This is a genomic window from Bacteroides sp. 1001302B_160321_D4 (assembly GCF_015667765.1).
GTDB lineage: Bacteria > Bacteroidota > Bacteroidia > Bacteroidales > Bacteroidaceae > Bacteroides > Bacteroides xylanisolvens.
The window spans coordinates 14,553-35,654 of the sequence record NZ_JADPLO010000033.1; the positions used below are offsets into that span (position 1 = coordinate 14,553).

Genomic DNA, 21,102 nt, shown 5'->3' on the forward strand with positions numbered 1-21,102 from the left:
GCATACTATCATTGCTGCAATAAAATAGATCGTTTAAAGAAATCACTATGCCCATTATAGAAATATCATCCTTAACAGACTCCGGAGTAGAAATATTCAGTACCCTCACCGAAGCTCAATTACGGAATCGTATCGAGCCTGATAAGGGATTGCTTATTGCAGAAAGCCCCAAAGTTATCCATGTAGCTCTGAATGCTGGTTATGAACCTTTAGCCCTCTTGTGTGAACAGAAGCATATCACTGGTGATGCCGCTGGCATCATTGAACGTTGTGGTGATATACCTGTCTATACCGGTGAAAGAAAGTTACTTGCCACATTGACCGGATATACACTGACGCGCGGTGTCCTCTGCGCCATGCGTCGTCGAGCACTACCAAGTGCAGAGGAGGTGTGTCGGAAAGCTCGACGGATCGTAGTCATTGAGGGCGTGGTAGACGCTACTAATATCGGAGCCATCTTCCGTTCCGCAGCCGCCTTGGGAATAGATGCTATATTATTAACACGCAATTCTTGTGATCCGTTAAACCGACGTGCAGTCAGGGTTTCGATGGGTTCTGTCTTCCTGATACCATGGACTTGGTTGGACGGTTCTCCCAATGAGTTGCGTAAACAGGGTTTCCGTACAGTCGCTATGGCACTCACGGAGAAATCAATCTCTATCGATAATCCTATCTTAGCAACCGAACCCAAGTTAGCCATCGTAATGGGAACAGAGGGGGATGGTCTTCAAAACGAAACAATCAATGAGGCGGACTATGTAGTCCGCATTCCTATGGCAAACGGTGTCGATTCTCTCAATGTAGCCGCCGCATCCGCTATTGCTTTCTGGCAACTTCGCGTTCAAAATGACACAGATCTGCCACCATCACCGGATGATGTACATATATGATTTTACTTATATTCCTACTCACACCTACAATACGTATTTGCGCCACAGGAACAGCGAGGTAACAACTTTTCCATCAATTCACTTCGAAAGAACTCATACAGTTCTTTATGCATGATGTCATATAGTGCCCTAACCCGTTCTTCCTGCTCATCTTCTACATGAATTCCTCCCTGAAAGGGATCTGTAAAGTTGAAAGAAACGTATTTTCTCACTACCCCCTGCATTTCCTTTTGCACTTCCTCCGCTTCCGAACAAAGGGTAATGACATAATCCCACGTCTGTTGGGCATACGTCGCAACGTCACAGGGCTTTCTACGCGAAAAGTCATATCCATTTTGTTCCATCACTTGGCAAACAACGTCAGGGACAGAATTTCCAGCCAAAATACCGGCAGTACTAATCTTCATCCCTCTACCGAAGGAGTTCAAAATTTCCTGTGCCATACGACTGCGGCACATATCATTATTACTTACTATCAGTATATTCTTCATACAAAAATTCTATTTTTATTTATTTCCTGATATAGCTACTTTAATAACCCCATCCAACTTGTTCTCGAAAATACGGTAAGCTTCCTCAATCTCATTTAATGGAAATCGATGTGTAATAAGAGGAGTAGTATCAATTTTACCTTCCTCAATCAGCATGAGAATCTCGTTACAATCGCAGCCATCCACTCCACCTGTTTTAAAAACCAAATTCTTGCCATACATATCAGGTAAAGGAAGAAGCTGTGGTTTATCATAGAGGGCTACAATCGTGACAATAGCATTAGGACGGGCACAATTCCAAGCCAAATAAAAAGAATCGTCACTCCCTGCCACTTCCAAAACAACATCTGCACCACCATGGTCACTGTTCTTGAGAACAAATTCCTTGCAGTTTTCCGGTTCAGTCACCAACACATCAGGATAATGCTCGCGAACAAACCGAATTCTTTCAGGAGATTTCTCACAGATAATAATGCGTTTTGGCTTCTTCAGCATCACACACAACAAAGTACAAATCCCGGTAGGTCCGGCACCGATGATAAGAACAGTATCTTCCTCGGTAATTTCCGAGATGCGTGCTGCCCAAAAACCTGTTGCAAGCACATCACCGACAAACAAAGCTTGTTCATCACTCACTGTATCCGGAATACGGTTCAACCCCTGATCCGCATAAGGAACTCTGACATATTCCGCCTGACCGCCATCTATTCGACACCCCAAAGCCCAACCGCCATTAGGATCAGTACAGTTATTCACATATCCATGCTTACAGAAAAAACACTCACCGCAGAAAGTTTCGACATTCACAGTCACCCTGTCACCAGGCTTCACCGAAGTGACATCAGCCCCTACTTGTTCTACCACACCTACCATCTCATGCCCGACAGTTATTCCGGGCACAGCACGCGGCACACTGCCATGTTTAATATGAAGATCACTGGTGCAGATGCTACCAAGTGTTACACGCACGACTGCATCCCGTGAATCCTTTATTTCCGGTCTTGCTTTCTCCTGCAATTCAAACTTTCCGTGTTCAATATATGTGTATGCAAGCATAATATCCTCCTCGTTCATTAATATATACCTTGCAAAGATAATGATTTCATTGGCAAAACAAATCTCTTTTATCACGTTCAATACTCCCAAACCGAATCTCACTCTATATTTATAACAATACAAAGCTGAATAAAGTCATTCACTGTTTTTTCTACTTCAGCTTTGATATTCTGGAAAATATTCTTACTTTTATATCCTAAATAATAAATAAAAACAGCAGCATGACTTATTATATTTACACACAAGCCTATGATAGATACTTCCGAAAATCTGATTATTATAAAAGGTCAAATCAAGACTCCTGAAATAGAAAGTTGCCAAAATCATAATGGCAACTATAAGGTAGTATTCCGGAATGTTCCCAGTGCGTATACTTACAAAGAAGAAAATGTCCTTTGGCTGACTGATCCGGACAAACCGGACCCCAATAATTATCAAATAATCAGTAAAGGGAGAACTTTATCAAACATCAAAGCCTTATCTATTTTTAAGGCCGGATCACACAACTATTGGCACATTCGTTTTCTGAATGGTAAAGAGTATGATTACAGAGAAAAGGACTTAGAAATTATCGAATCATGCTTGGGAGAGAGTCGTTCGAAAAGTATATTCGAATATTTGAAGAAAGTTGCCGATGCGAACGAATTGAAAGCCGATGACGGAACGAAGCTATTGGCAAAACAATATGAAAAGATTCATTTCATCGCAAACAACAGAGCTATTGCTGTATATCTGAATCCTCAAAAATATAAAATGCAGACCCAGACTGCCTCAACCTTGATTTTTCCTTTCGGTTGTAATGCAAGCCAGCAAAAAGCAGTCCAGGCAGCTTTTGAGAATCAAATCAGTGTTGTGCAAGGACCTCCGGGAACTGGAAAGACCCAAACGATTCTGAACATCATTGCCAATATCCTTGTGCGTGGTAAGACTGTTCAGGTAGTATCTAATAATAACTCCGCCATCGTCAATGTACTTGAGAAGTTATCCAAATACGATATGGGATTCATTGTTGCATTGCTTGGTAGCACAGCTAACAAAGAGAAATTCATCGAAACTCAAGAAGAGGAAAAACAATATCCGGAGAACTTTGAGTCATGGCATGATGCGGATGCCGACCAACCTCAATTTCTCAATCAGATACATCATCAGACAGAAGAACTAAAAAGCATATTTTCCAAACAGGAACGCCTTGCCATGGCAAGACAGGAAATACAAGCTTTAAAAATAGAGTGGCAACATTATCTGCAAGAGTTCGGAACAAAAGAAATTACTCTCCAACAACGAAAGAGTTCCAGCTCGGCAGACCTTCTGAATTTATGGAATGAATGTCAGCAATTTGCAGAAAAAGAGCAATCATCAAGTCTTCGGGGAATAGCAGCTTTTATTCAACGGTTGAAATGGTTATTCTTTAAATTCAGGAGCAAAACGATTTGTAAAATCCCCGATAAAGGTTTCTATAAACGGGAGATGAGTTTAATTATCACCGACTTCCAAATCTTATTCTACCAAACAAAGTATGCAGAACTGGAAGTTGAAATAGACACATTAGAAAAGGAGCTTGCCAACAAAGATGCAGCAGAAATGGCTAGACAAATGGCCGATACATCAATGAAATATCTAAAGAATCAGTTATTTCATACCTATGGCAATAATCATGACAAGCCCATCTTTACGCTCCCTGATCTAAAAAATAATTGGCGAGAGGTACAAAAAGAATATCCTATCATATTAAGCACTACCTTTTCATCATTAGGCAGTCTGCAACGAGATGCCGTATATGATTATATCATTATGGACGAAGCGTCACAGGTTTCCGTTGAAACCGGAGCTTTAGCCTTGTCATGTGCTAAAAATGCAATCATTGTCGGTGACACCATGCAACTTCCCAATGTGGTCACGGAAGAAAATAAGGAAACGCTAAACTTTATCGCTAATGCGTGCCTGATTAAGCCGGAATATGATTGTGCCAATATGAGTTTTTTGCAATCTGTCTGCAAAGTTATTCCGAATGTACCGCAGACCTTGTTACGGGAACATTATCGATGCCATCCTCGAATCATCAACTTCTGTAATCAGAAATTTTATGGTGGAGATCTCGTCATCATGACACGTGATAAAGGAGAAGAAGATGTCATTTGTGCCATACGGACAGCCAAAGGCAACCACTCCCGCAACCACATGAATCAACGGGAAATAGATGTTATCAAAGAGGAAGTACTACCGAATCTATCTTATGAAACAGATGAAATTGGCGTCATAGCTCCATATAACAAACAAGTAGATGCAGTAAAATCCTCACTTGAAGAGGATATTGATGTCGCAACAGTCCATAAATTTCAGGGAAGAGAAAAGGATGCTATCATTATGACCACCGTCGACGATGTCATCACTTCCTTTTCCGACGATCCCAACCTGCTCAATGTTGCTGTTTCGCGGGCTAAGTCACAATTCTATTTAGTCGTATCAGGAAACGAACAACCCAAAGACTGCAATATTAGCGATTTGATCGCTTATATCGAATATAACAATGGCACTGTTTCCACCAGTAAGATTCATTCTATATTCGATTATCTATATGAGCAATATACAGATGCCCGAATTGCCTATTTGAAGAAACACAAGAAAATATCCGAATACGATTCCGAGAATCTTACATTTGCATTACTTGAAGATATCCTGAAAGAGAATATCAATATGCGTCATTTGAATATCATTTGCCATTTACCACTCTATATGTTGATTCAGGATTATTCTTTATTGAATGAAGAGGAAAGCAAATATGCTGCAAATATAAATACTCATATTGATTTTCTAATTTATAATCGTGTGAGCAAACAACCGGTATTGGCTATTGAGACGGATGGTTATGCATTCCACAAATCGGGGACGAGTCAGTCAGAACGTGATATTAAAAAGGATCGTATCTTAGAGTTGTACGGAATTCCATTGGTGAGATTGTCTACTATTGGTAGTAATGAGAAGAAAATTATTGAGGATAAGTTAAGCGAAGTATTAAACTTGCATTAGAATGTTCATTGCAAATCATTTTTTTGTTAGAATAGGAGTTTCTGCATATTCTAACAACCAAAAGAATAAATTTTACTCCAACTATAACAATCACATCAATAATAATGCCTACATTTACTTCTCATTTAAAGTACGACAGCACAACTAAAAATTAACGCAACTGAAGTATTATAGATTACGATGAACAAGTCAATAAACATACTTGATAAAGAATATCTGCAATGGGTGAAAAACCTTTGCGGTCGCTATCGTCAAAGCCAAATAAAGGCAGCGGTGAAAGTAAATGTGGAACAGTTGAAATTCAACTGGCTTTTAGGTCGTGACATTGTTGAATTGCACGTAGAAGAACGCTGGGGCGAAAGTGTTATCACTCAATTGAGCAAAGATTTACGTGAAGCTATACCCAATGCAGCTGGTTTGTCAAAGAGCAATATCTACTATTGTAGGAAGTTTTATTTGTTATATAAGGATGCTCTGAAAACTTTCCACCAACTTGGTGGAAAAAATGAAACGGAATTATTCCACCAAGTTGGTGGAATATTTGAAGTCCCATGGAGACACCATTGCTTGATAATGGATAAAGTGAAAGACGATATAGACAAAGCTCTGTTCTATGTTCACCAGACGGTGGAGAACGGCTGGAGTCGTAGTATGCTGCTCAATTTCATTAGCACCGACCTTTATGAGCGGCAGGGCAAGGCACTGACTAACTTTACAAAAACATTGCCCGATGCGATGAGCGACCTTGCACAGGAGTTGACCAAAGACCCCTACAATTTTGCTTTCACGGGTATAACTGGGCGTTACAATGAACGATTGCTCAAAAATGCTCTACTGAATAACATTACCCGATTCCTGATTGAACTGGGTACAGGTTTCGCTTATGTGGGCAAAGAATATCGTTTGGAAATAGGCGAAACGGAAAACTTTATCGACTTGCTCTTTTATAATCTTTCGCTTTCCTGCTATGTAGTGGTAGAGGTAAAGATCGGCAAATTTGCTTTTGCCGACATCGGTCAATTAGGTGGATATGTGGTGGCTTGCAATCATTTGCTGCGTAAGGAAGGACGGGATAACCCAACCATCGGCTTACTGATTTGCAAAGAGAAAGACCGCATACAAGCCCAGTATGCTTTGGAGTCGAGCAGCCAACCTTTGGGTATTTCCGAATATGATCTGGAGAAGTTCTATCCCGAAAAAGTGGAAGGTACCATGCCTACCATTGAAGAGATAGAAGCTAAATTAAGAGATAACTAACAATGAAACCAACGATTTAAACTGCTAAATTCTCAATCGACTGGCAGAAGAAAGAATCCGCCAGAGCAGGGATGCGTCGTATGATAAAAAGACTTCTGAAAAAATACAAATATCCACCAGAAGAAGCTGAAAATGCACTGGAAACAGTTATTCATCAATGTGAACAATGGACTGATAATGATTCTGATAATTACAACTCATTACTCAACGAAACTAGAAAATATGATTTTCATAACGAAACATATCCTCCAATGGCGGCAGATGAAAGAGTTGAATATTATACCCCAAAGAACAACAATAAAAATACCCTATTATGAATATAGACATAAATAAGTTAGAGAAGGAAATAAAAGATTATAAGACAAATTTCTTCTCCTCTTGGAATGATGAAAAGTATAAATGGGAAGCAGTAAGCTGGTTTCAATCCCATTGGGATATCAAGTCCCCAGATTTCACACAAATGCTTAAAACTTCTCTTTCGAAAACTCAAAATCTTCTAGGAGCACAACATTATTTTCCTAGACGCATGATAAAGAATTTCGCAATGGTTGCCCCTGAAGATGTAAGAAAGATGTTTATTGATTTATATAATGAACATATTCCCCTTTCCGATCGAATTTATAAATTTATTAAAGAATCAGACTTTATACTTGAGAAATACAAAAGCACTTGGAGAAATCACTTTCAAGATTATAGAACAATAAGCACCTATTTATGGCTTAGATATCCAGAACGATATTACATATTTAAACCAAGGGAATTCTCGCGAGTATCTCAAATTTTAAATACTAGTTACACCTTCAAAAAAGGTGCTACTCCCAATACTGTATTGCAAGCATACGAATTATATAATGAAATCAAATGGATTTTGCAACAAGATACAGAACTGAAAGCAATGCTTTCTGATGTCCTCACTCGCACTCCGAATTGTGATCCAGATCTCGAATTGACAACTACTACTGTAGATTTTCTATACTTCTTAGATAAGAATAATCAAAAAAGTCAAAAAACATTTCAGATAGCAGGAAAAAAGCAAGAAAAAGACATCCCTCCTTTAACTCCCCCTACTTCCAAACTTCACTACTGGTGGCTAAATGCTAATCCTCAAATGTGGAGTTTGTCCAATTGGAGCATAGGAGAAATTCAGTCTTACACTTTATATAATGACAATGGAAATAAACGTCGTGTATTCCAGAATTTCTTAGATGCAGAAGCTGGTGACATAGCAATCTGTTATGAAGCAACTCCTACCAAACAAGTAGTTGCACTTGCTAAGATTTACAAAAAGAATGATGGAAAACATATCTATTTCCAAAAAACAGAATCGCTTACTTATCCTATTGATTATTCGATTTTAAAAAACTGCGAGGAACTCAATAATATGGAGTTCTTTGCTAATCCTAATGGCAGTTTATTCAAACTTACCCAAAATGAATATGATTTCATTATGGATATAATTCGAGACACAAATCCTATTAAACGAACAAATGAAAATATCGGCCGATACACAGATGAAGATTTTCTAAATGACGTATTTCTTGATGAACAAGAACTCAAAACTCTAAAAAGTATACTCAAATACAAAAAAAATATCATATTGCAGGGAGCCCCGGGAGTAGGTAAAACATACTCTGCCAAACGACTGGCTTATACAATAATGGGAGAAAAAGATGATTCAAGAATCTCAATAGTCCAATTCCATCAAAATTATTCATACGAAGATTTTGTTATGGGTTATAAACCTCAAGAAGAAAAATTCGAACTAAAAAAGGGAATATTTTACAAATCTTGTATTACTGCCGGAAATGATCCAGAACACGATTATTTTTTCATAATTGATGAAATCAATCGTGGTAATATGAGTAAAATATTCGGAGAATTATTAATGCTAATTGAAAAAGATTACCGTAATGTTAAAATAGCATTAGCACACAATGGAGAACTTTTCTCTGTGCCAAACAATCTCCACATCATAGGTATGATGAACACCGCAGATCGCAGCTTGGCTATGATTGATTATGCATTGAGAAGAAGATTTTGTTTCTACAACATGAAACCAGGATTTGATTCAATCGGCTTCCAAAAGTACCAAAATGAATTACATAATACCACTTTCGACAAATTAATTGAAACGATCAAGAGATTAAATGATGAAATATCTAGAGATGAATCACTCGGTGACGGATTCCAAATAGGACACAGTTATTTATGTGGATTAAAATCTTGTGATAAAGTAAAAGAAATTATATTCTATGACATTATTCCTATGTTACATGAATATTGGTTTGATGATAAACAAAAAGTTGATTTTTGGGAAAATGAACTAAAGAGCTTATTCTAATGACAAATGACAAAAATATATTAATCAAAAATATTTATTACATGCTAGCTTATGCCTTTCAGGTACTTAAGCGTAACAACTATGCAAGTATAGCTTCTGAAAAATTCGAGCATATAGAAGACTTGTTTGCAGAAATTCTATCGCGAGGTATTTCGTATCAATTAAAACAAGGATTATATCGTGAATATGTACCAAGAACAGAATCACTACCTACAATGAGAGGGAAAATTGACATAACAAAAACTATTAAACATAGAATACAATGTCAGCAGATCCTATCATGCGAATTTGATGAACTATCAGAAAATAATATATTTAATCAAATATTAAAAACTACAATCAGTATTCTTCTCCAAGGAAAGATAGTAGCCAAAGAACGAAAAAACAAATTAAAAAAAGTCCTACCATTCTTCGTCAACATTAATACCATTGAACCATCCATCGTAAAGTGGAATACACTCTATTTTCAACGTAATAATCAGACCTATAAAATGCTGATGAATATTTGTTATTTTATTTTGGAAGGTTTACTACAGACAACTGAAGATGGTAAATACCACATGGCAACTTTCTCTGATGAATATATGCATCGGCTTTATGAGAAATTTGTATTAGAATATTACAAAACAGAACATCCTGAATTAAAGACCAGTACTTCCCGAATAAAATGGAATATTGACTATCAATCCGATAACAAAGCACTAGAATTACTTCCATGTATGCAATCAGATATCATGTTAGAATACAATGGAAGAACGCTTATTATTGACACCAAATATTATTCGCAAACAATGCAAAAACAATATAACAAACAAACCCTTCATTCTAACAACTTATACCAAATTTTCACCTATGTGAAAAACTATGATATACAAAATTCAAGCAATGTTGCAGGTATGCTTTTATATGCAAAAACTAATGAAGAAATTACTCCTGATTTAGAAACCAGTATATGTGGAAATAGAATCTATGTCAAAACTCTCGACTTATATACAGATTTCAAAAATATTGCTTCCCAATTAGATGAAATAATAAGCTATATAAAGATACATTAAACACATATAGACTCATTGTGTATTTTAAGCATCATCCGATGAATCCCATATTTATAAGATTATAAACAAATATTTATTTCGTTCCTCCCCAAATTACATAACCTTAAACATACTACTAATAGAAATCAGCAACAAATTCCATTAAGTAAATAACCAAAACTACAGAAACAAAAACATACACTAAAAAATAAAGCACACTTTCATTTGAATTAAACTGTTTCTTGTTATCTTTGCCTAGACGTATTCATTTAAAGAACAATAATATGGATGTTGAAATAAAAGAGAAGGAAAACCGGAGACATGTCGGACGCAATTTACAAAGGATTCGTGTATATTTAGGCATGAAACAGGAAGCACTGGCCGCCGATCTTGGTGTAAATCAGCAGGTCATTTCAAAGATTGAGAAACAAGAGGAAATAGAAGAAGGCTTTCTAAAAAGAATTGCTGAAGTGTTGGGAATATCCGAAGAAGTCATTAAAGACTTTGATGTTGAAAAGACGATTTTCAATATTAATCATCATAATTATAAGGATGCAAATATCTCTGAAGGTGCTACTACATACGCCATCGTTCAACAAATAAATCCACTTGAAAAAATAGTTGAGTTATATGAGCGTTTGTTGAAAAGTGAGCAAGATAAAATTGAGATCCTGAAAAAACATATGAAATAATCACTGCTAGATTCAGCAATCTAATATATAGAAGAATGGAAACAATAGAAAATATAAAATCAAATCACCTTCACCTTGGGAAAAAGATAGAACGTGTACGCAGACTTCGCGGTATGACTCAAACGGAGCTAGGCCAATTATTAGGAATAACCAAGCAAGCTGTTTCAAAAATGGAACAAACCGAGAAAATTGATGATGAACGATTAGAAAAAATAGCCTCTGCATTAGGAGTTACTACCGACGGATTGAAAGAGTATAACGAAGAAACGGTTTTATATAACACAAATAATTTTTACGAGAATTGCGGTGTAAAAAATGCAATTGGTAATAACCAAACATTCAATAATTTTCCCATAGAACAAACGATTGAACTCTTTGAGAAACTGTTAGAGAAACAGAAAGAACAATTTGAGAGCTTAAAAAAAGAGAAATAGATGACCTTTATAAAATACTCAACTTCGTTTATAACAATTATTTCCCTAAGGGAGTTGTAGATGAATTGATTTCCTCAAAGAACAAAGAAATTGATTGGCTAAAAATAGAGATAAAGAACCTTAAACAAGAAAGAGAAACCTTGCTGCAAATAATTAGGGATATGTATTGAGTATCCCTAATTACCAAATGTTGATAAGAAATCCCCATTACATACAAATAAAACAATCCCAACGCTTCCCATTCCCAAAATAAAGTCCTACTTTTGTGAAGAATTCTGTTTGCAATATTTACAACAGTATTTCACAAATAAAATAAACCCTACAAAATGAAAGAAGAACCCGACAGTCTGTCTGTCCCTTACAATTTTGCCCGTTGTTTCAACGCTCAATGTCCACAAGCCTCCAAATGCCTGCGCCACATAGCTACACAACTTGATACAACAGATTACCTTTATATCTCCATCGTTAATCCGGCACGTTATCCTGCGGATGGAAACCAATGCGAATGTTTCAAAACTACAGTAAAAGTCCATGTGGCATGGGGACTTAAACAGTTGCTTAACAGAATCCCCTATGAGGATGCAGTCAGTATCAGAATACAATTGGTAGGACACTATGGAAAAACGGGATATTATCGATTCTATCGTGGAGAACGGGGGCTTATGCCTAAAGACCAAGCCTACATCAGACAACTATTCCGCAATAAAGGGATAAAAGAAGAGCCAACTTACCAACGCTACACAGAAGAATATATTTGGTGAGTTGCTGTCATCTGTCACAATTTAGGGGTTAATTGTTTAGTAATGAACCGATAAGACTGTGACAGCAAGAGGTGACGGCAGGGTGATGGCATTTTTGCCGTCACCTGGTTATTAGTCTTACAACATGATAGAGTGTACCGCTACGCGTATGTTTGGAAGGTATTTCTTGCTTTTTCAGTATTCTTCCGAAGGAATTAACCCTCTTGACAGACATCGGGATTGAACTGCCTTTTTGAATATCTTCCATAATCTCCGCTGGAGACAACCACTCCCCTTCTTCAGGCTGTGCGGCACGGAAATAACGGAAGAAAAGTTGCTCTTCCGGCGGGACTTGTTCAAATTCACGGTTGTTTTCCACCATGATCTTTTCTTCCTCCTGGTCGAACCAGTAACGTTCGCCATGTTCCAATTCGTACATAGCTTGTGCGTAAAGCTGCTCATAGTCTATCGGACGGTTGGTGTCAATCACTCCGGTCACTTCGATGCAAATAAAACGACGACTGCCGGAAGGGTCGGTCAACAAGTCTTTCTGGTTACTTGTAGCTATGAATGAGGCGTACCGACGCATTTCAAGCACGGCACTGCCATGAGGTTTCTTCACATTCAGTACAGGCTTTTGCAGAATATGTTTCAGAAAGCCTTGTTGTGTCGAACTCACCTGGTCAAATTCATCGATATTGATAAGCGCAAAACGATTGAGGTAAAGTTCGGCATCTTTCTTTCGGGAGAAATCAATGCTGTCAGTATAGTAGGAACGCTCGGAAGGGGGCATTATGCTCCGGCAAAAGGTGGATTTACGTGTCCCTTGCGGTCCGACAAGTAAGGGCGAAACACTGTTTGCATACTTTTTATTGCTTCCTTTCCAATGAGAAACCATATTGAGGAACCAACGGTGGAACAAATCCATCCAATACGGATTCTTACAAGGGACGGTGGCTGCCAATGCACGAATACGGTCTTTACCGTCCCATGCGGGAAGCCGGTAGAGGAAATCTTCCAACGGGTTGAATACAGGGACGCGGTTGGAGTAAATATAACGACTAATATCCCTATCCCACAACGGGATACCTTCCATCTGTGCATCCAAAGCAATGCTGTTCAGCGCACGTTTATCGAGAGGATTGAAACGGAAACGAAAAGAAAGCCTTTCACGATATTCTACCTCACCAATTTGGGTATTATGACGGAATTCATAGCGGCGTTTCATAAATTCTTCAGTCTGCAAGGCGAGTTGCTGCTCTTTAGTCAGGCTGATATTCTTGCCGAAACCTTTGCACTCGGTATATATATTGCCAATCATTTGCCGGATAAGCTCTTCCTGTCTATACATATAGAAGTGGAAAACAGTACGTTTCACAACTTCTTCTTGTGGAAGTCCCGAAGCAAAACAGTTTTTAGCCAGTTGGACAACTAAAGGATGCCATGTGTCTTTGCTCAATTCGAGCCCCGCTTCCCGGAGATCGGCATAAGCTTTCCGAAAAGCGGCTTCGAAAAGCATCAGGAAGGCATTTTCCGCATCATATCCCGGTACGGCACGGGTTAATGGAGATTTCTCCGCCTGAACCGCTTCACGGAAAGTGGTTTCTTCGGGCATTGATGATGGTTGAGAGAGATAAAATTGGACTGAATTCGGACGATATATGATGTCCGGATCGTGGGATAATCGCGAATATTGTTCCAGAGTCGGTTCTTTGGGAAGTATATCGAACGGGATTTGGGGCTGATAACATTTCACAGCCAGTCGATAAGCATGGGCATGGAATAGTTCCGCTTCTTCCCGTGTTTTGGGAAGGGAGTTGTCCGGTCGGGTGAAGGTAGTCCATATTTTCACCGTTTTACCACTTGAACCCATAAAAACACAACGGGTTTGTGGTTGCTCACAGGCTTTTTGTTTCACTAAAGCGATTTCCGACTTATTGGATAAAGGACCGATGGTCAGTTCTACAATACCGTTGTAGTTTTTCATTTGTTTCTGACCGTTTACTTTTCGAAATTCGGCAGCAGGAATTATCTTGGGCAGTTTATCGGCAAACATACACCGTTCATCGGAAAGGGTATATCGCAGATGTTCTCTGAATGTAGAAACAGGACGGGATTTTATTTCTGTCTTTATCTTATTTACCAGTATATCAAGATCCATTACGCTAAGCGCTATCGTATCTTCGTTCTTACGAAATTGAGTAATTTTCATTAATTTGATAATAATTTGTTTTGTCAGCGTCTTTGCGATCGTTGAGACTGCTAAATTAGTCATAATATCCGAAACCGGCAAAGAAAACAAGTTTTTAATACAGAAAATTATTGATATATCAAGCATCTCTTTAACCGAAAGAAACGGGATTGCCACCACTCTATTACGGGGCAAATTAGTTTTCTCTGCTTGAAACTATAGTTCCAGCTAAGAGAAACTATAGTTTCATCGGTAAGAAACCAATGGTTTCAAGTAATTGGAACTAGAGTTTCAAGCCTATGAAACTAAAGTTTCAAACCGCAGAACCAACAGTTTCACGCCTTGAAACTGTTAGTTTAAAGGCAGGACACAACTCATAAGTACGAGGATAATAAATTGAACTACTAATCCATTGATGGCTGATACTATTTATTTTCGAGCAGCGTCTTTATTTTGTCTTTGTTTTCTAGGTGACAGCATTATTGCCATCACACTGCTGTCACACTGTGCTGTCACACTATTAAGTACTTATACTCTGTAAGTTAGATTATAATCTGTGACAGATGACAGATATATTTTGTTTTTTATTTCATAGAGATGCTGATATAACTAATCTAATACTTTATATATCCTTCTTGTTCATACGCTTTCCCATATTTATGAATCATTGCTACCAATGGTCTTAAACGTTCGTCAGAAACCAACATAGCCCTATAACGCAAATACTGATTATCATAAAGCTGCCGGTTTCCGTCCTTGAGGCGTTTCTTCACATCCGCAGGAATGAAAAATTCCGCACGGTTGCCCAATTTGACATAGAATTCATTTAAAAAGATAGAAATGCCAGCCAAATCTATATCTCCGAAATGAATATAGCGATTGGGAATTATCTTTAGCCAGTTACACAAATCCTTCGATTGCGGATAACGGGACACGAAAAGAACTTTCATTCCTTCAAACAAGTACTTTTGGGCACGGATATGCTGGAAATTCTCTCCATTCTCTATACCCACTACTACAACATCTTCAGGAATACGGAAATATTCGTAATCCTGCATGAAAATAGAAGTGCCTTGCAAGGGAGAAAGAACACATGGTTCGCCATGAAAAGTAGCTTCTATAGGCGTATAACAATTGAGGAGAAAACCTTTGAACGTACGGGTATATCTCAATTTAGAGTCCCCCGCCTTCGCCACTTGCTCCGAACGCGACACTTCATCCGGACAGTTCTTCATCTCAATCCAATCTTCCAGCTCCATGCCGGAAGTATAATTCTGGGAGATGTAGATACGGCATCCTTCCGGGTCAATCATACGAAAACTACGCTTACTCCCTCGGGGAACAATAGTGATGATTCCCTCATCCATTAATCTATTTGCTATCAGTCCATCAAACTTTGTGTAAGGTATGAGCTCGCCGCCCAGCATTTTCAGAACTAGCCTCGCCATTGCCAATGTAAATAAACTACCACTCATTTTTCTATCTTATTATAGGTTAACAATGGGACAACCTGTGTATTTGACCGCCCGTCTTTACTCAATAAATAGGTATAACGATAATCTTCCACATTGTAAGTAGTGGGAGAACTATTTACCAACAATATATTCCGGCAATTGGCAAAGTCCAAAATACCTTTCACATTGTTGGGGTGTAACTTGCCTATTTCATCCATCATACAATGGATTTTAAAGTCACCAAACTTACGTGACGCCTTTTCTTTGAATACATTAATCAGCATGATATTGACCATTGCTTTCACCAGAATGTCCGTGCCGTCAGAACCTACATTGGCAATCTTCTCCACCCATCCCGTGTCATTATCATTCTCTTTCACGCGGAACTCCAGTTTGAATGTATCGGCAAGCGCCAACCGTCTGCGTCCCGGCTCGTCAAGCAGGAATTTCATAAACGACAACAAATGCCGGACAGCCACCGCATTGACATCTTCACGGGAATCCTGCGAGAACAAGTCAACCTTTCCCATATTATATTGGTTCTCATCACTAAACCGTTTAATCTCCAGCAATAACTGCATCAGTTTATCGCTGCTCTGAAGCGGGCGAAGAGCTATTTCCTTTATTACTCCGGCAAAATTCCGCTTGACAAAATCGTCGTTGATATCCTTTATTGTTCTGTGTATCTCGCTTTCATTACGGGTCAGTCCTCCCACTTCCTGCGAAATCCGGCGGATTATATCCGTATACCGTTCACTGATATGTTTCTGATAATCGGAAATCTTATCATTATCCACAAACTCGCACAAATTGGAAGCGAAATCATAGTAATCCTGTTCTCCAACCAGTTCCGTACGGAAATGAAACGTGTTTTTTGACGAGAAGTTTCCATTGAACTGCGTTACCGCTTTCTTGAATTCTTCTGTTTTTCTGATAGTGGATACGATGAGCGACTTCAACTCTTCCACAATAACATCGCAATTTTTCCGAGTAGGCTTCTCTCCTATTTCTATCACAGAAGGCGGACAAAAAGTTTCATCTTTCCGGAACATATCCACTTTATTCAACCCGTCCTCCAATAAGTGCAATTCTTTGCCAATCCGCTCGAGGTGCTCGTCCGCCCCTTTTTTCTGGACCTGCAACTTCTCCTTTTTCAGAGCGAAACGTTCGTCCAATGCAACTAGCTTCGCATCCAGTTCTTTCTTCCTGCTTCGCGTAGCAGGTTCTTTATCAAACAGTTCCTCCTTGTCTCTTTCATAATAAAGAACTTGTGGGCGGGATTTACCTATATAATCTAATTCTTTATTTATTTCGGCAAGCCTGTCATCATACTTGCGGATAGTGACCGTATCAGCACCCTTTCCATTCAATTCATTCTCCTGCGCCTGCTTCAATTCCTTTTTCCGCTCCGCAGTTTGCTGTTTCATCCGCTCTATCTCTTGCTGAACGCTGGCAACAAACTCCTCCAGTTCCTTCCGGAGTTCCGTCCTGCTGTCATTATACACTTTCCGGCAAGCTTTCAACAGTTTTTCCCGTTCCGCCAAATGCTTCTCCTTCTCGCCTTCCGCCACATAAAGACGATGGCCGATATCATTCAGTTGCGCCTGTAATTCTTCGGTACATCCTCTTTTCCATTCCTCCTCTTTCGTCTTCCATGAGGCGTAATCAGCCTGCAAATTCTTCAATTTTGCAGGAATCTGCATTCGCTCGGCTTCCATCAGATGTTGTTCTTCCAAAATACTATGTATTTGCTTCGAATACTTCTTCTCCAAAGAAGAAACAGCTTCCGCCTCTTCTTCCGTCAGTCGGGTGAGACGGTCGGTACAGAGTTGCCGGGCTGCTTGTTGCCTGTCGCGCTCCTGCTTCATTTCCTCGGGAGTGCGGACAGAACGCTCGATTGCTGTCAGATTGAGTGAAACGCCGAACAAAGTAGCTTCCTTATTCACTAATTGAGGTTGCAGTTCATTGTTGTACAACACCAGTTCCTCATCCGCCACCTTGCCTATCGTCTCCTGCCAATCCGGTTTATTCTTCTCCAGCCATTCACACAAAGAACCTTTTCGTTTCTCAATCAAGGCGTCCAATGTTTGCAACTGTTCTTCAATCGCGCTCCGTTCTTTACGAACGGTCTCCATCTTTGTCTGAAATTCCCATTTCAATTTTTCCACTTTCCATTCACACTCCTGCCTCAACTGCTTTATTTCTCCTTGTTGCTGACGGATGCTATGTTCCAGTTCCTTGTCCTTTTTGCGCAGTTCGTTGATGCCGTCTTCACAATCGGACATTTCCTTTTGATGGGGATGTTCGTATTTCACCTTTTGAAGTTTCAGGTTACACTGTGCCTGTTCGTCGCGCAACTGCCGGATACGATTATCCACAGTCTGCACTTTCTCTTCTTGCGTTGCCCTTACTTTCTCTTCTTCCACACGAAGTTGTTGCATCAATTCTTCCTGCTTGCCGGCAATCTCCGCATTCCGAGCATTTATCCGTGCTTGCTGGCTATTCTCAAAAGTACGGAAATCAGCTTCCAGTTTCTCAAACAGCAATCGGTACTTACTCAATACGTCCTCATAAGCCCTTGTCAGTTCCGATTTCATATTCCGGACTTGTTCAAGTTCCTGAATCAGTAATTCTTCGCAAGATACCCGTTTGATGATTTCTTCAATCTGCATCTGCTCGTAATGCAGACGTTTCTCACGTATCTTTTTGAGCAAATCGTTTATTATACCTATATCCCTAATCAAGCCATCACGCTCATTGGTGTACTTTTGTTGCAGTTCACCCATAAGCCGCAGCAACCGTTCACGTTCCGTCTCGGCTTTAGCCTGTTCTTCCTTCACTAACGGAATCTCATGCAAAGCCTGTTTCTCCGCAAAGTTAAGCTCCGCACGCCCTTCACCAATCTGCTTTTGAGTATAAATCAAGTCACGATAGGCGTTCATTACTTTCTCCGCCATCTTCCGGACAGGCACTTCTCCATTCTTGTTCTTTGTAAACCAAAGCATCACGTCCCTGTATTCCTGCTCGAATTCCTTTATCTGGCTACGATAGAAGTCCAAATCGACAGAGATATCCTCATCACTCATCGAACGGATAATGGTATCTTTTATAAAGTCAGCATCCAGTTTGGAATTTAAAAAGACGTTCTGTATCGTACGGGGAATATTCTGATATTTTGCACTTTCCACAATGGCAAACTTGCGGTAAGGTATCATTTCATGCTTGCGGTTATTACCGAAAATAATGTCCCGATACATTTCATAGCTAGTCACTTGTGCAGTAATCTGAATCTTCGAACCGATATGTTCGCGGATGCGTCCCCACTCGGAATGTACCACATTGTGTTCGTCAATGAACCAGTCCTGTTGGAATGGCGCATCAATAAAACGGAAAAACACCCGTCCCTGGGATTTGGCAGCTACCACACAATACGCCCCATTCTCCCGCATCACTTCATAGATAATGTAAGAATTGGCGTATGGAAAATAAAAAGCATCAAAGCTTTTCTTCTCCTTCGGAATACCCAGTCTTAGTTTGTCAGCATTGTAAAAGAAGAGAATGGCACGAAGCAGCGTACTCTTACCGACACCTTGCGTACCTATAAAATGTACGTTCCCATCCAACTTCACTTCCGCATACGGAATATGGGCACTGTTCAGAAAAATAATCTTATTCAGGTATCTCATCTTGCACCTCCTCTGAAATTGTGATACAATCAACCAAGTCCTCCATATAATGGAAAGCCGACAATACTTTATACGTCCCGTCAAGTTCGTTTTCTTTCTCTATCAGTCCTATACTCTCCAGTTCTTTCAGCAGTTTGCCGACTACTTCATCATATTTCTTCTTATCCGAAAACAGTTTGGTTGCCTTTTCTTTCAGTTCGATATCGCATCCTATCTGAATCTCAATATCAGCAGCACGAAACAGAAAGCCCGGGCCGAATGCCGAATGATAGGTTTTCAGGAAACTCAAGTAATCAATCCACTTCTGAATTGCTTCCAGTTTACGTTCCAAATCGACTTTCGATTCCTTGCGAGTAAAGTAGTAATAACCGTCACCACCTTCCAGATAAAAACCGATGCCTTTATAGTAATCATAATAATCGGGCAAATCTTCCTCAATGGCATCATACAAGCGTTTCACTTGGGCAGAGACACTATTGGAAGAAATGAATCCCCCTTTGCTAAGTATATTAAATATCTCTTCAGTATATTTCATAGTCATCTGTTTTTAGCATTCAGCATACATCATTTGGCATATATTAAAGGGTATTCCACTTCGTCGGAAATTTCATAAGTATCCGTAAAGCGAAGTTCGTCGGCATACTGTGACGCCAGTTGGCAGAAAAAGATTAATTTCTCTCCACGTGTCACCTCTTTCCGGTAGCGATAGTTCATCACAAAAGAGAACAGATGGGTGCTGGACGCCATAAATGAATTATGCACCTCCTGCAAGTTTACGGTATCTATCATTTGCGACTGCCCATCCAGGTATCCTTCCGGAATGGCATCTGCCAGTTGTTTCATTCCTTTCGGAGAATTTCTCTGCCGCGCGACAAGTTTCTTCAAAATCTGAAAAGCCTCATCGGAAGTCCGTAGATTATCAATAGAAAGCTTGATGCGATAACCGACCTGCGGCTCCATCCAGACAGGATTTTTTTGTGCGGCAACAGAACGGATACTTGTATGTTCTTCCAACAAGAACTGGTCTTTCAAGTACTTCAACTTCTTTACTTTCTCAAAGATACGGTTCTGATAATCTATCAGATTCAGATAATGGATGATTTGTTTCTGGATTTCAATCAGATTATGGTACGAGTCATTTAGCTGAAGTTTTACGTCACTTACTACATTCCGCATTTGTACGTCCATCGCCACCCGGAAGAAAACAGGCTGTCCGTAGTCTATCAATTCCTCACTTTTACGAATCAGCAGAGCAATATTATTCCGTTTCTCATCGAGGCGGACAAGTTTAGTCTTTTTTATCTTATAATTAGGTTCGTTCTTATAGGTATTATCCATGTTTCTTTTCAGATCCATCACATTGCGGACTGTAGTCAGAGCGATGTTTTTCAGGCAGCGTTTCACTTCACGCTGGTAGTTGTATTTACGTTGTTCGTTATTCTCTTTCAAGTAATAGTCAATGTTTTCATTCAGTCGTGTCAGGTAATCCTGCACGAAAGATACATTGATTTCTTCATTTACTTCGAGTACATCTTCAAAGAATTTCAGATAAATATCCTCCATTTCAAGGAAGTCGCCAGTGTCCCGGATGACTCCATAGTCTATCAGATAGCGGATACGCTCTTCTTTGTACTCCGTCATTTCAAGCGCATAATCATAACGGAACGAAAGAGATTTCCGTTTAGCAAACATTTCTTTCAAGAGCTCTTTCTCCCGGTCGAGACTCTTGACCAGTTCTTCTATGGAACGAAAAGTACTCATCTAATTCACTGTTCTTCCAAATCCATAATACGTCTCGTTGCAGGATAT

15 protein-coding genes and 1 pseudogene are annotated in these 21,102 nt (G+C 39.4%); 9 read left to right on the forward strand and 7 right to left on the reverse strand.

The features are described 5' to 3' along the window. Nucleotides 1-47: 47 nt before the first annotated feature. Nucleotides 48-890: a TrmH family RNA methyltransferase gene (locus KFO40_RS13730; protein ID WP_118024012.1), complete on the forward strand. Its 843-nt coding sequence runs from the start codon at nucleotides 48-50 to the stop codon at nucleotides 888-890. A gap of 14 nt (nucleotides 891-904) precedes the next feature. On the opposite strand, the gene KFO40_RS13735 is transcribed toward KFO40_RS13730, so the two are convergent. Together KFO40_RS13735 and KFO40_RS13740 are read right to left on the reverse strand one after the other, a co-directional pair. Continuing rightward, the gene (locus tag KFO40_RS13735; RefSeq protein ID WP_004320325.1) at nucleotides 905-1,381 is read right to left on the reverse strand and encodes a low molecular weight phosphatase family protein; all 477 of its coding nucleotides are present in this window, start codon (nucleotides 1,379-1,381) and stop codon (nucleotides 905-907) included. A 15-nt stretch (nucleotides 1,382-1,396) separates the two neighbouring features. Continuing rightward, nucleotides 1,397-2,437 (reverse strand): alcohol dehydrogenase, encoded by a 1,041-nt coding sequence (locus KFO40_RS13740; protein WP_229070653.1) that lies wholly within the window; start codon nucleotides 2,435-2,437, stop codon nucleotides 1,397-1,399. Nucleotides 2,438-2,686: 249 nt separating this feature from the next. Here KFO40_RS13740 and KFO40_RS13745 point away from each other — a divergent pair, with 249 nt between their 5' ends. The 8 genes and pseudogenes from KFO40_RS13745 to KFO40_RS13780 all read left to right on the forward strand — a co-directional run bounded on the left by KFO40_RS13745 (nucleotide 2,687) and on the right by KFO40_RS13780 (nucleotide 11,983). Further along, nucleotides 2,687-5,464, forward strand: a complete 2,778-nt coding sequence (locus KFO40_RS13745) for an AAA domain-containing protein (protein ID WP_211146475.1) — start codon at nucleotides 2,687-2,689, stop codon at nucleotides 5,462-5,464. A 180-nt stretch (nucleotides 5,465-5,644) separates the two neighbouring features. Then, nucleotides 5,645-6,721 (forward strand): YhcG family protein, encoded by a 1,077-nt coding sequence (locus KFO40_RS13750; protein WP_211146476.1) that lies wholly within the window; start codon nucleotides 5,645-5,647, stop codon nucleotides 6,719-6,721. A gap of 32 nt (nucleotides 6,722-6,753) precedes the next feature. Then, nucleotides 6,754-7,038 (forward strand): annotated as a pseudogene (locus KFO40_RS13755) (type I restriction enzyme endonuclease domain-containing protein); the annotation flags it as partial. Continuing rightward, nucleotides 7,035-9,062, forward strand: coding sequence for an AAA family ATPase (locus KFO40_RS13760; protein WP_004316543.1), 2,028 nt, complete (start codon nucleotides 7,035-7,037; stop codon nucleotides 9,060-9,062). The pseudogene KFO40_RS13755 and the gene KFO40_RS13760, both read left to right, overlap by 4 nt. Then, nucleotides 9,062-10,117, forward strand: coding sequence for a 5-methylcytosine-specific restriction endonuclease system specificity protein McrC (mcrC, locus tag KFO40_RS13765; RefSeq protein WP_004316546.1), 1,056 nt, complete (start codon nucleotides 9,062-9,064; stop codon nucleotides 10,115-10,117). Before KFO40_RS13760 ends, mcrC begins: the two co-directional genes overlap by 1 nt. A 263-nt stretch (nucleotides 10,118-10,380) precedes the next feature. Beyond that, nucleotides 10,381-10,788, forward strand: coding sequence for a helix-turn-helix domain-containing protein (locus KFO40_RS13770; protein ID WP_004316547.1), 408 nt, complete (start codon nucleotides 10,381-10,383; stop codon nucleotides 10,786-10,788). Between the two features lie 35 nt (nucleotides 10,789-10,823). Further along, a complete protein-coding gene (locus tag KFO40_RS13775) occupies nucleotides 10,824-11,222 on the forward strand; it encodes a helix-turn-helix domain-containing protein (RefSeq protein ID WP_004301999.1) in 399 nt (132 codons plus the stop codon). 326 nt (nucleotides 11,223-11,548) lie between these two features. Then, nucleotides 11,549-11,983: a DUF6078 family protein gene (locus tag KFO40_RS13780; RefSeq protein WP_004316548.1), complete on the forward strand. Its 435-nt coding sequence runs from the start codon at nucleotides 11,549-11,551 to the stop codon at nucleotides 11,981-11,983. A gap of 100 nt (nucleotides 11,984-12,083) precedes the next feature. Here KFO40_RS13780 and KFO40_RS13785 read toward each other — a convergent pair whose 3' ends face one another. The 5 genes from KFO40_RS13785 to KFO40_RS13805 all read right to left on the reverse strand — a co-directional run bounded on the left by KFO40_RS13785 (nucleotide 12,084) and on the right by KFO40_RS13805 (nucleotide 21,054). Then, nucleotides 12,084-14,174 (reverse strand): BT4734/BF3469 family protein, encoded by a 2,091-nt coding sequence (locus KFO40_RS13785; RefSeq protein ID WP_120145204.1) that lies wholly within the window; start codon nucleotides 14,172-14,174, stop codon nucleotides 12,084-12,086. Nucleotides 14,175-14,767: 593 nt separating this feature from the next. Next, complete coding sequence (locus tag KFO40_RS13790) at nucleotides 14,768-15,628, reverse strand: hypothetical protein (RefSeq protein WP_004314783.1); 861 nt, start codon at nucleotides 15,626-15,628, stop codon at nucleotides 14,768-14,770. Further along, nucleotides 15,625-19,293, reverse strand: a complete 3,669-nt coding sequence (locus KFO40_RS13795; protein WP_211146477.1) for an ATP-binding protein — start codon at nucleotides 19,291-19,293, stop codon at nucleotides 15,625-15,627. Before KFO40_RS13795 ends, KFO40_RS13790 begins: the two co-directional genes overlap by 4 nt. After that, nucleotides 19,277-19,828, reverse strand: a complete 552-nt coding sequence (locus KFO40_RS13800) for a condensin complex protein MksE (protein WP_008644382.1) — start codon at nucleotides 19,826-19,828, stop codon at nucleotides 19,277-19,279. The genes KFO40_RS13795 and KFO40_RS13800 overlap by 17 nt, the downstream gene beginning before the upstream one ends. 29 nt (nucleotides 19,829-19,857) lie before the next feature. Beyond that, nucleotides 19,858-21,054 (reverse strand): hypothetical protein, encoded by a 1,197-nt coding sequence (locus tag KFO40_RS13805; protein ID WP_004320669.1) that lies wholly within the window; start codon nucleotides 21,052-21,054, stop codon nucleotides 19,858-19,860. Nucleotides 21,055-21,102 lie beyond the last annotated feature (48 nt).

What these genes read in the sequence shown, in the direction of transcription:
- KFO40_RS13805 (WP_004320669.1), bottom strand. Translation starts at nt 21,054, where the DNA reads ATGAGTACTTTTCGTTCCATAGAAGAACTGGTCAAGAGTCTCGACCGG.
- KFO40_RS13740 (WP_229070653.1), bottom strand. Translation starts at nt 2,437, where the DNA reads ATGCTTGCATACACATATATTGAACACGGAAAGTTTGAATTGCAGGAG.
- KFO40_RS13745 (WP_211146475.1), top strand. Translation starts at nt 2,687, where the DNA reads ATGATAGATACTTCCGAAAATCTGATTATTATAAAAGGTCAAATCAAG.
- KFO40_RS13785 (WP_120145204.1), bottom strand. Translation starts at nt 14,174, where the DNA reads ATGAAAATTACTCAATTTCGTAAGAACGAAGATACGATAGCGCTTAGC.
- KFO40_RS13730 (WP_118024012.1), top strand. Translation starts at nt 48, where the DNA reads ATGCCCATTATAGAAATATCATCCTTAACAGACTCCGGAGTAGAAATA.
- KFO40_RS13800 (WP_008644382.1), bottom strand. Translation starts at nt 19,828, where the DNA reads ATGAAATATACTGAAGAGATATTTAATATACTTAGCAAAGGGGGATTC.
- mcrC (WP_004316546.1), top strand. Translation starts at nt 9,062, where the DNA reads ATGACAAATGACAAAAATATATTAATCAAAAATATTTATTACATGCTA.
- KFO40_RS13775 (WP_004301999.1), top strand. Translation starts at nt 10,824, where the DNA reads ATGGAAACAATAGAAAATATAAAATCAAATCACCTTCACCTTGGGAAA.
- KFO40_RS13790 (WP_004314783.1), bottom strand. Translation starts at nt 15,628, where the DNA reads ATGAGTGGTAGTTTATTTACATTGGCAATGGCGAGGCTAGTTCTGAAA.
- KFO40_RS13735 (WP_004320325.1), bottom strand. Translation starts at nt 1,381, where the DNA reads ATGAAGAATATACTGATAGTAAGTAATAATGATATGTGCCGCAGTCGT.
- KFO40_RS13780 (WP_004316548.1), top strand. Translation starts at nt 11,549, where the DNA reads ATGAAAGAAGAACCCGACAGTCTGTCTGTCCCTTACAATTTTGCCCGT.
- KFO40_RS13795 (WP_211146477.1), bottom strand. Translation starts at nt 19,293, where the DNA reads ATGAGATACCTGAATAAGATTATTTTTCTGAACAGTGCCCATATTCCG.
- KFO40_RS13760 (WP_004316543.1), top strand. Translation starts at nt 7,035, where the DNA reads ATGAATATAGACATAAATAAGTTAGAGAAGGAAATAAAAGATTATAAG.
- KFO40_RS13750 (WP_211146476.1), top strand. Translation starts at nt 5,645, where the DNA reads ATGAACAAGTCAATAAACATACTTGATAAAGAATATCTGCAATGGGTG.
- KFO40_RS13770 (WP_004316547.1), top strand. Translation starts at nt 10,381, where the DNA reads ATGGATGTTGAAATAAAAGAGAAGGAAAACCGGAGACATGTCGGACGC.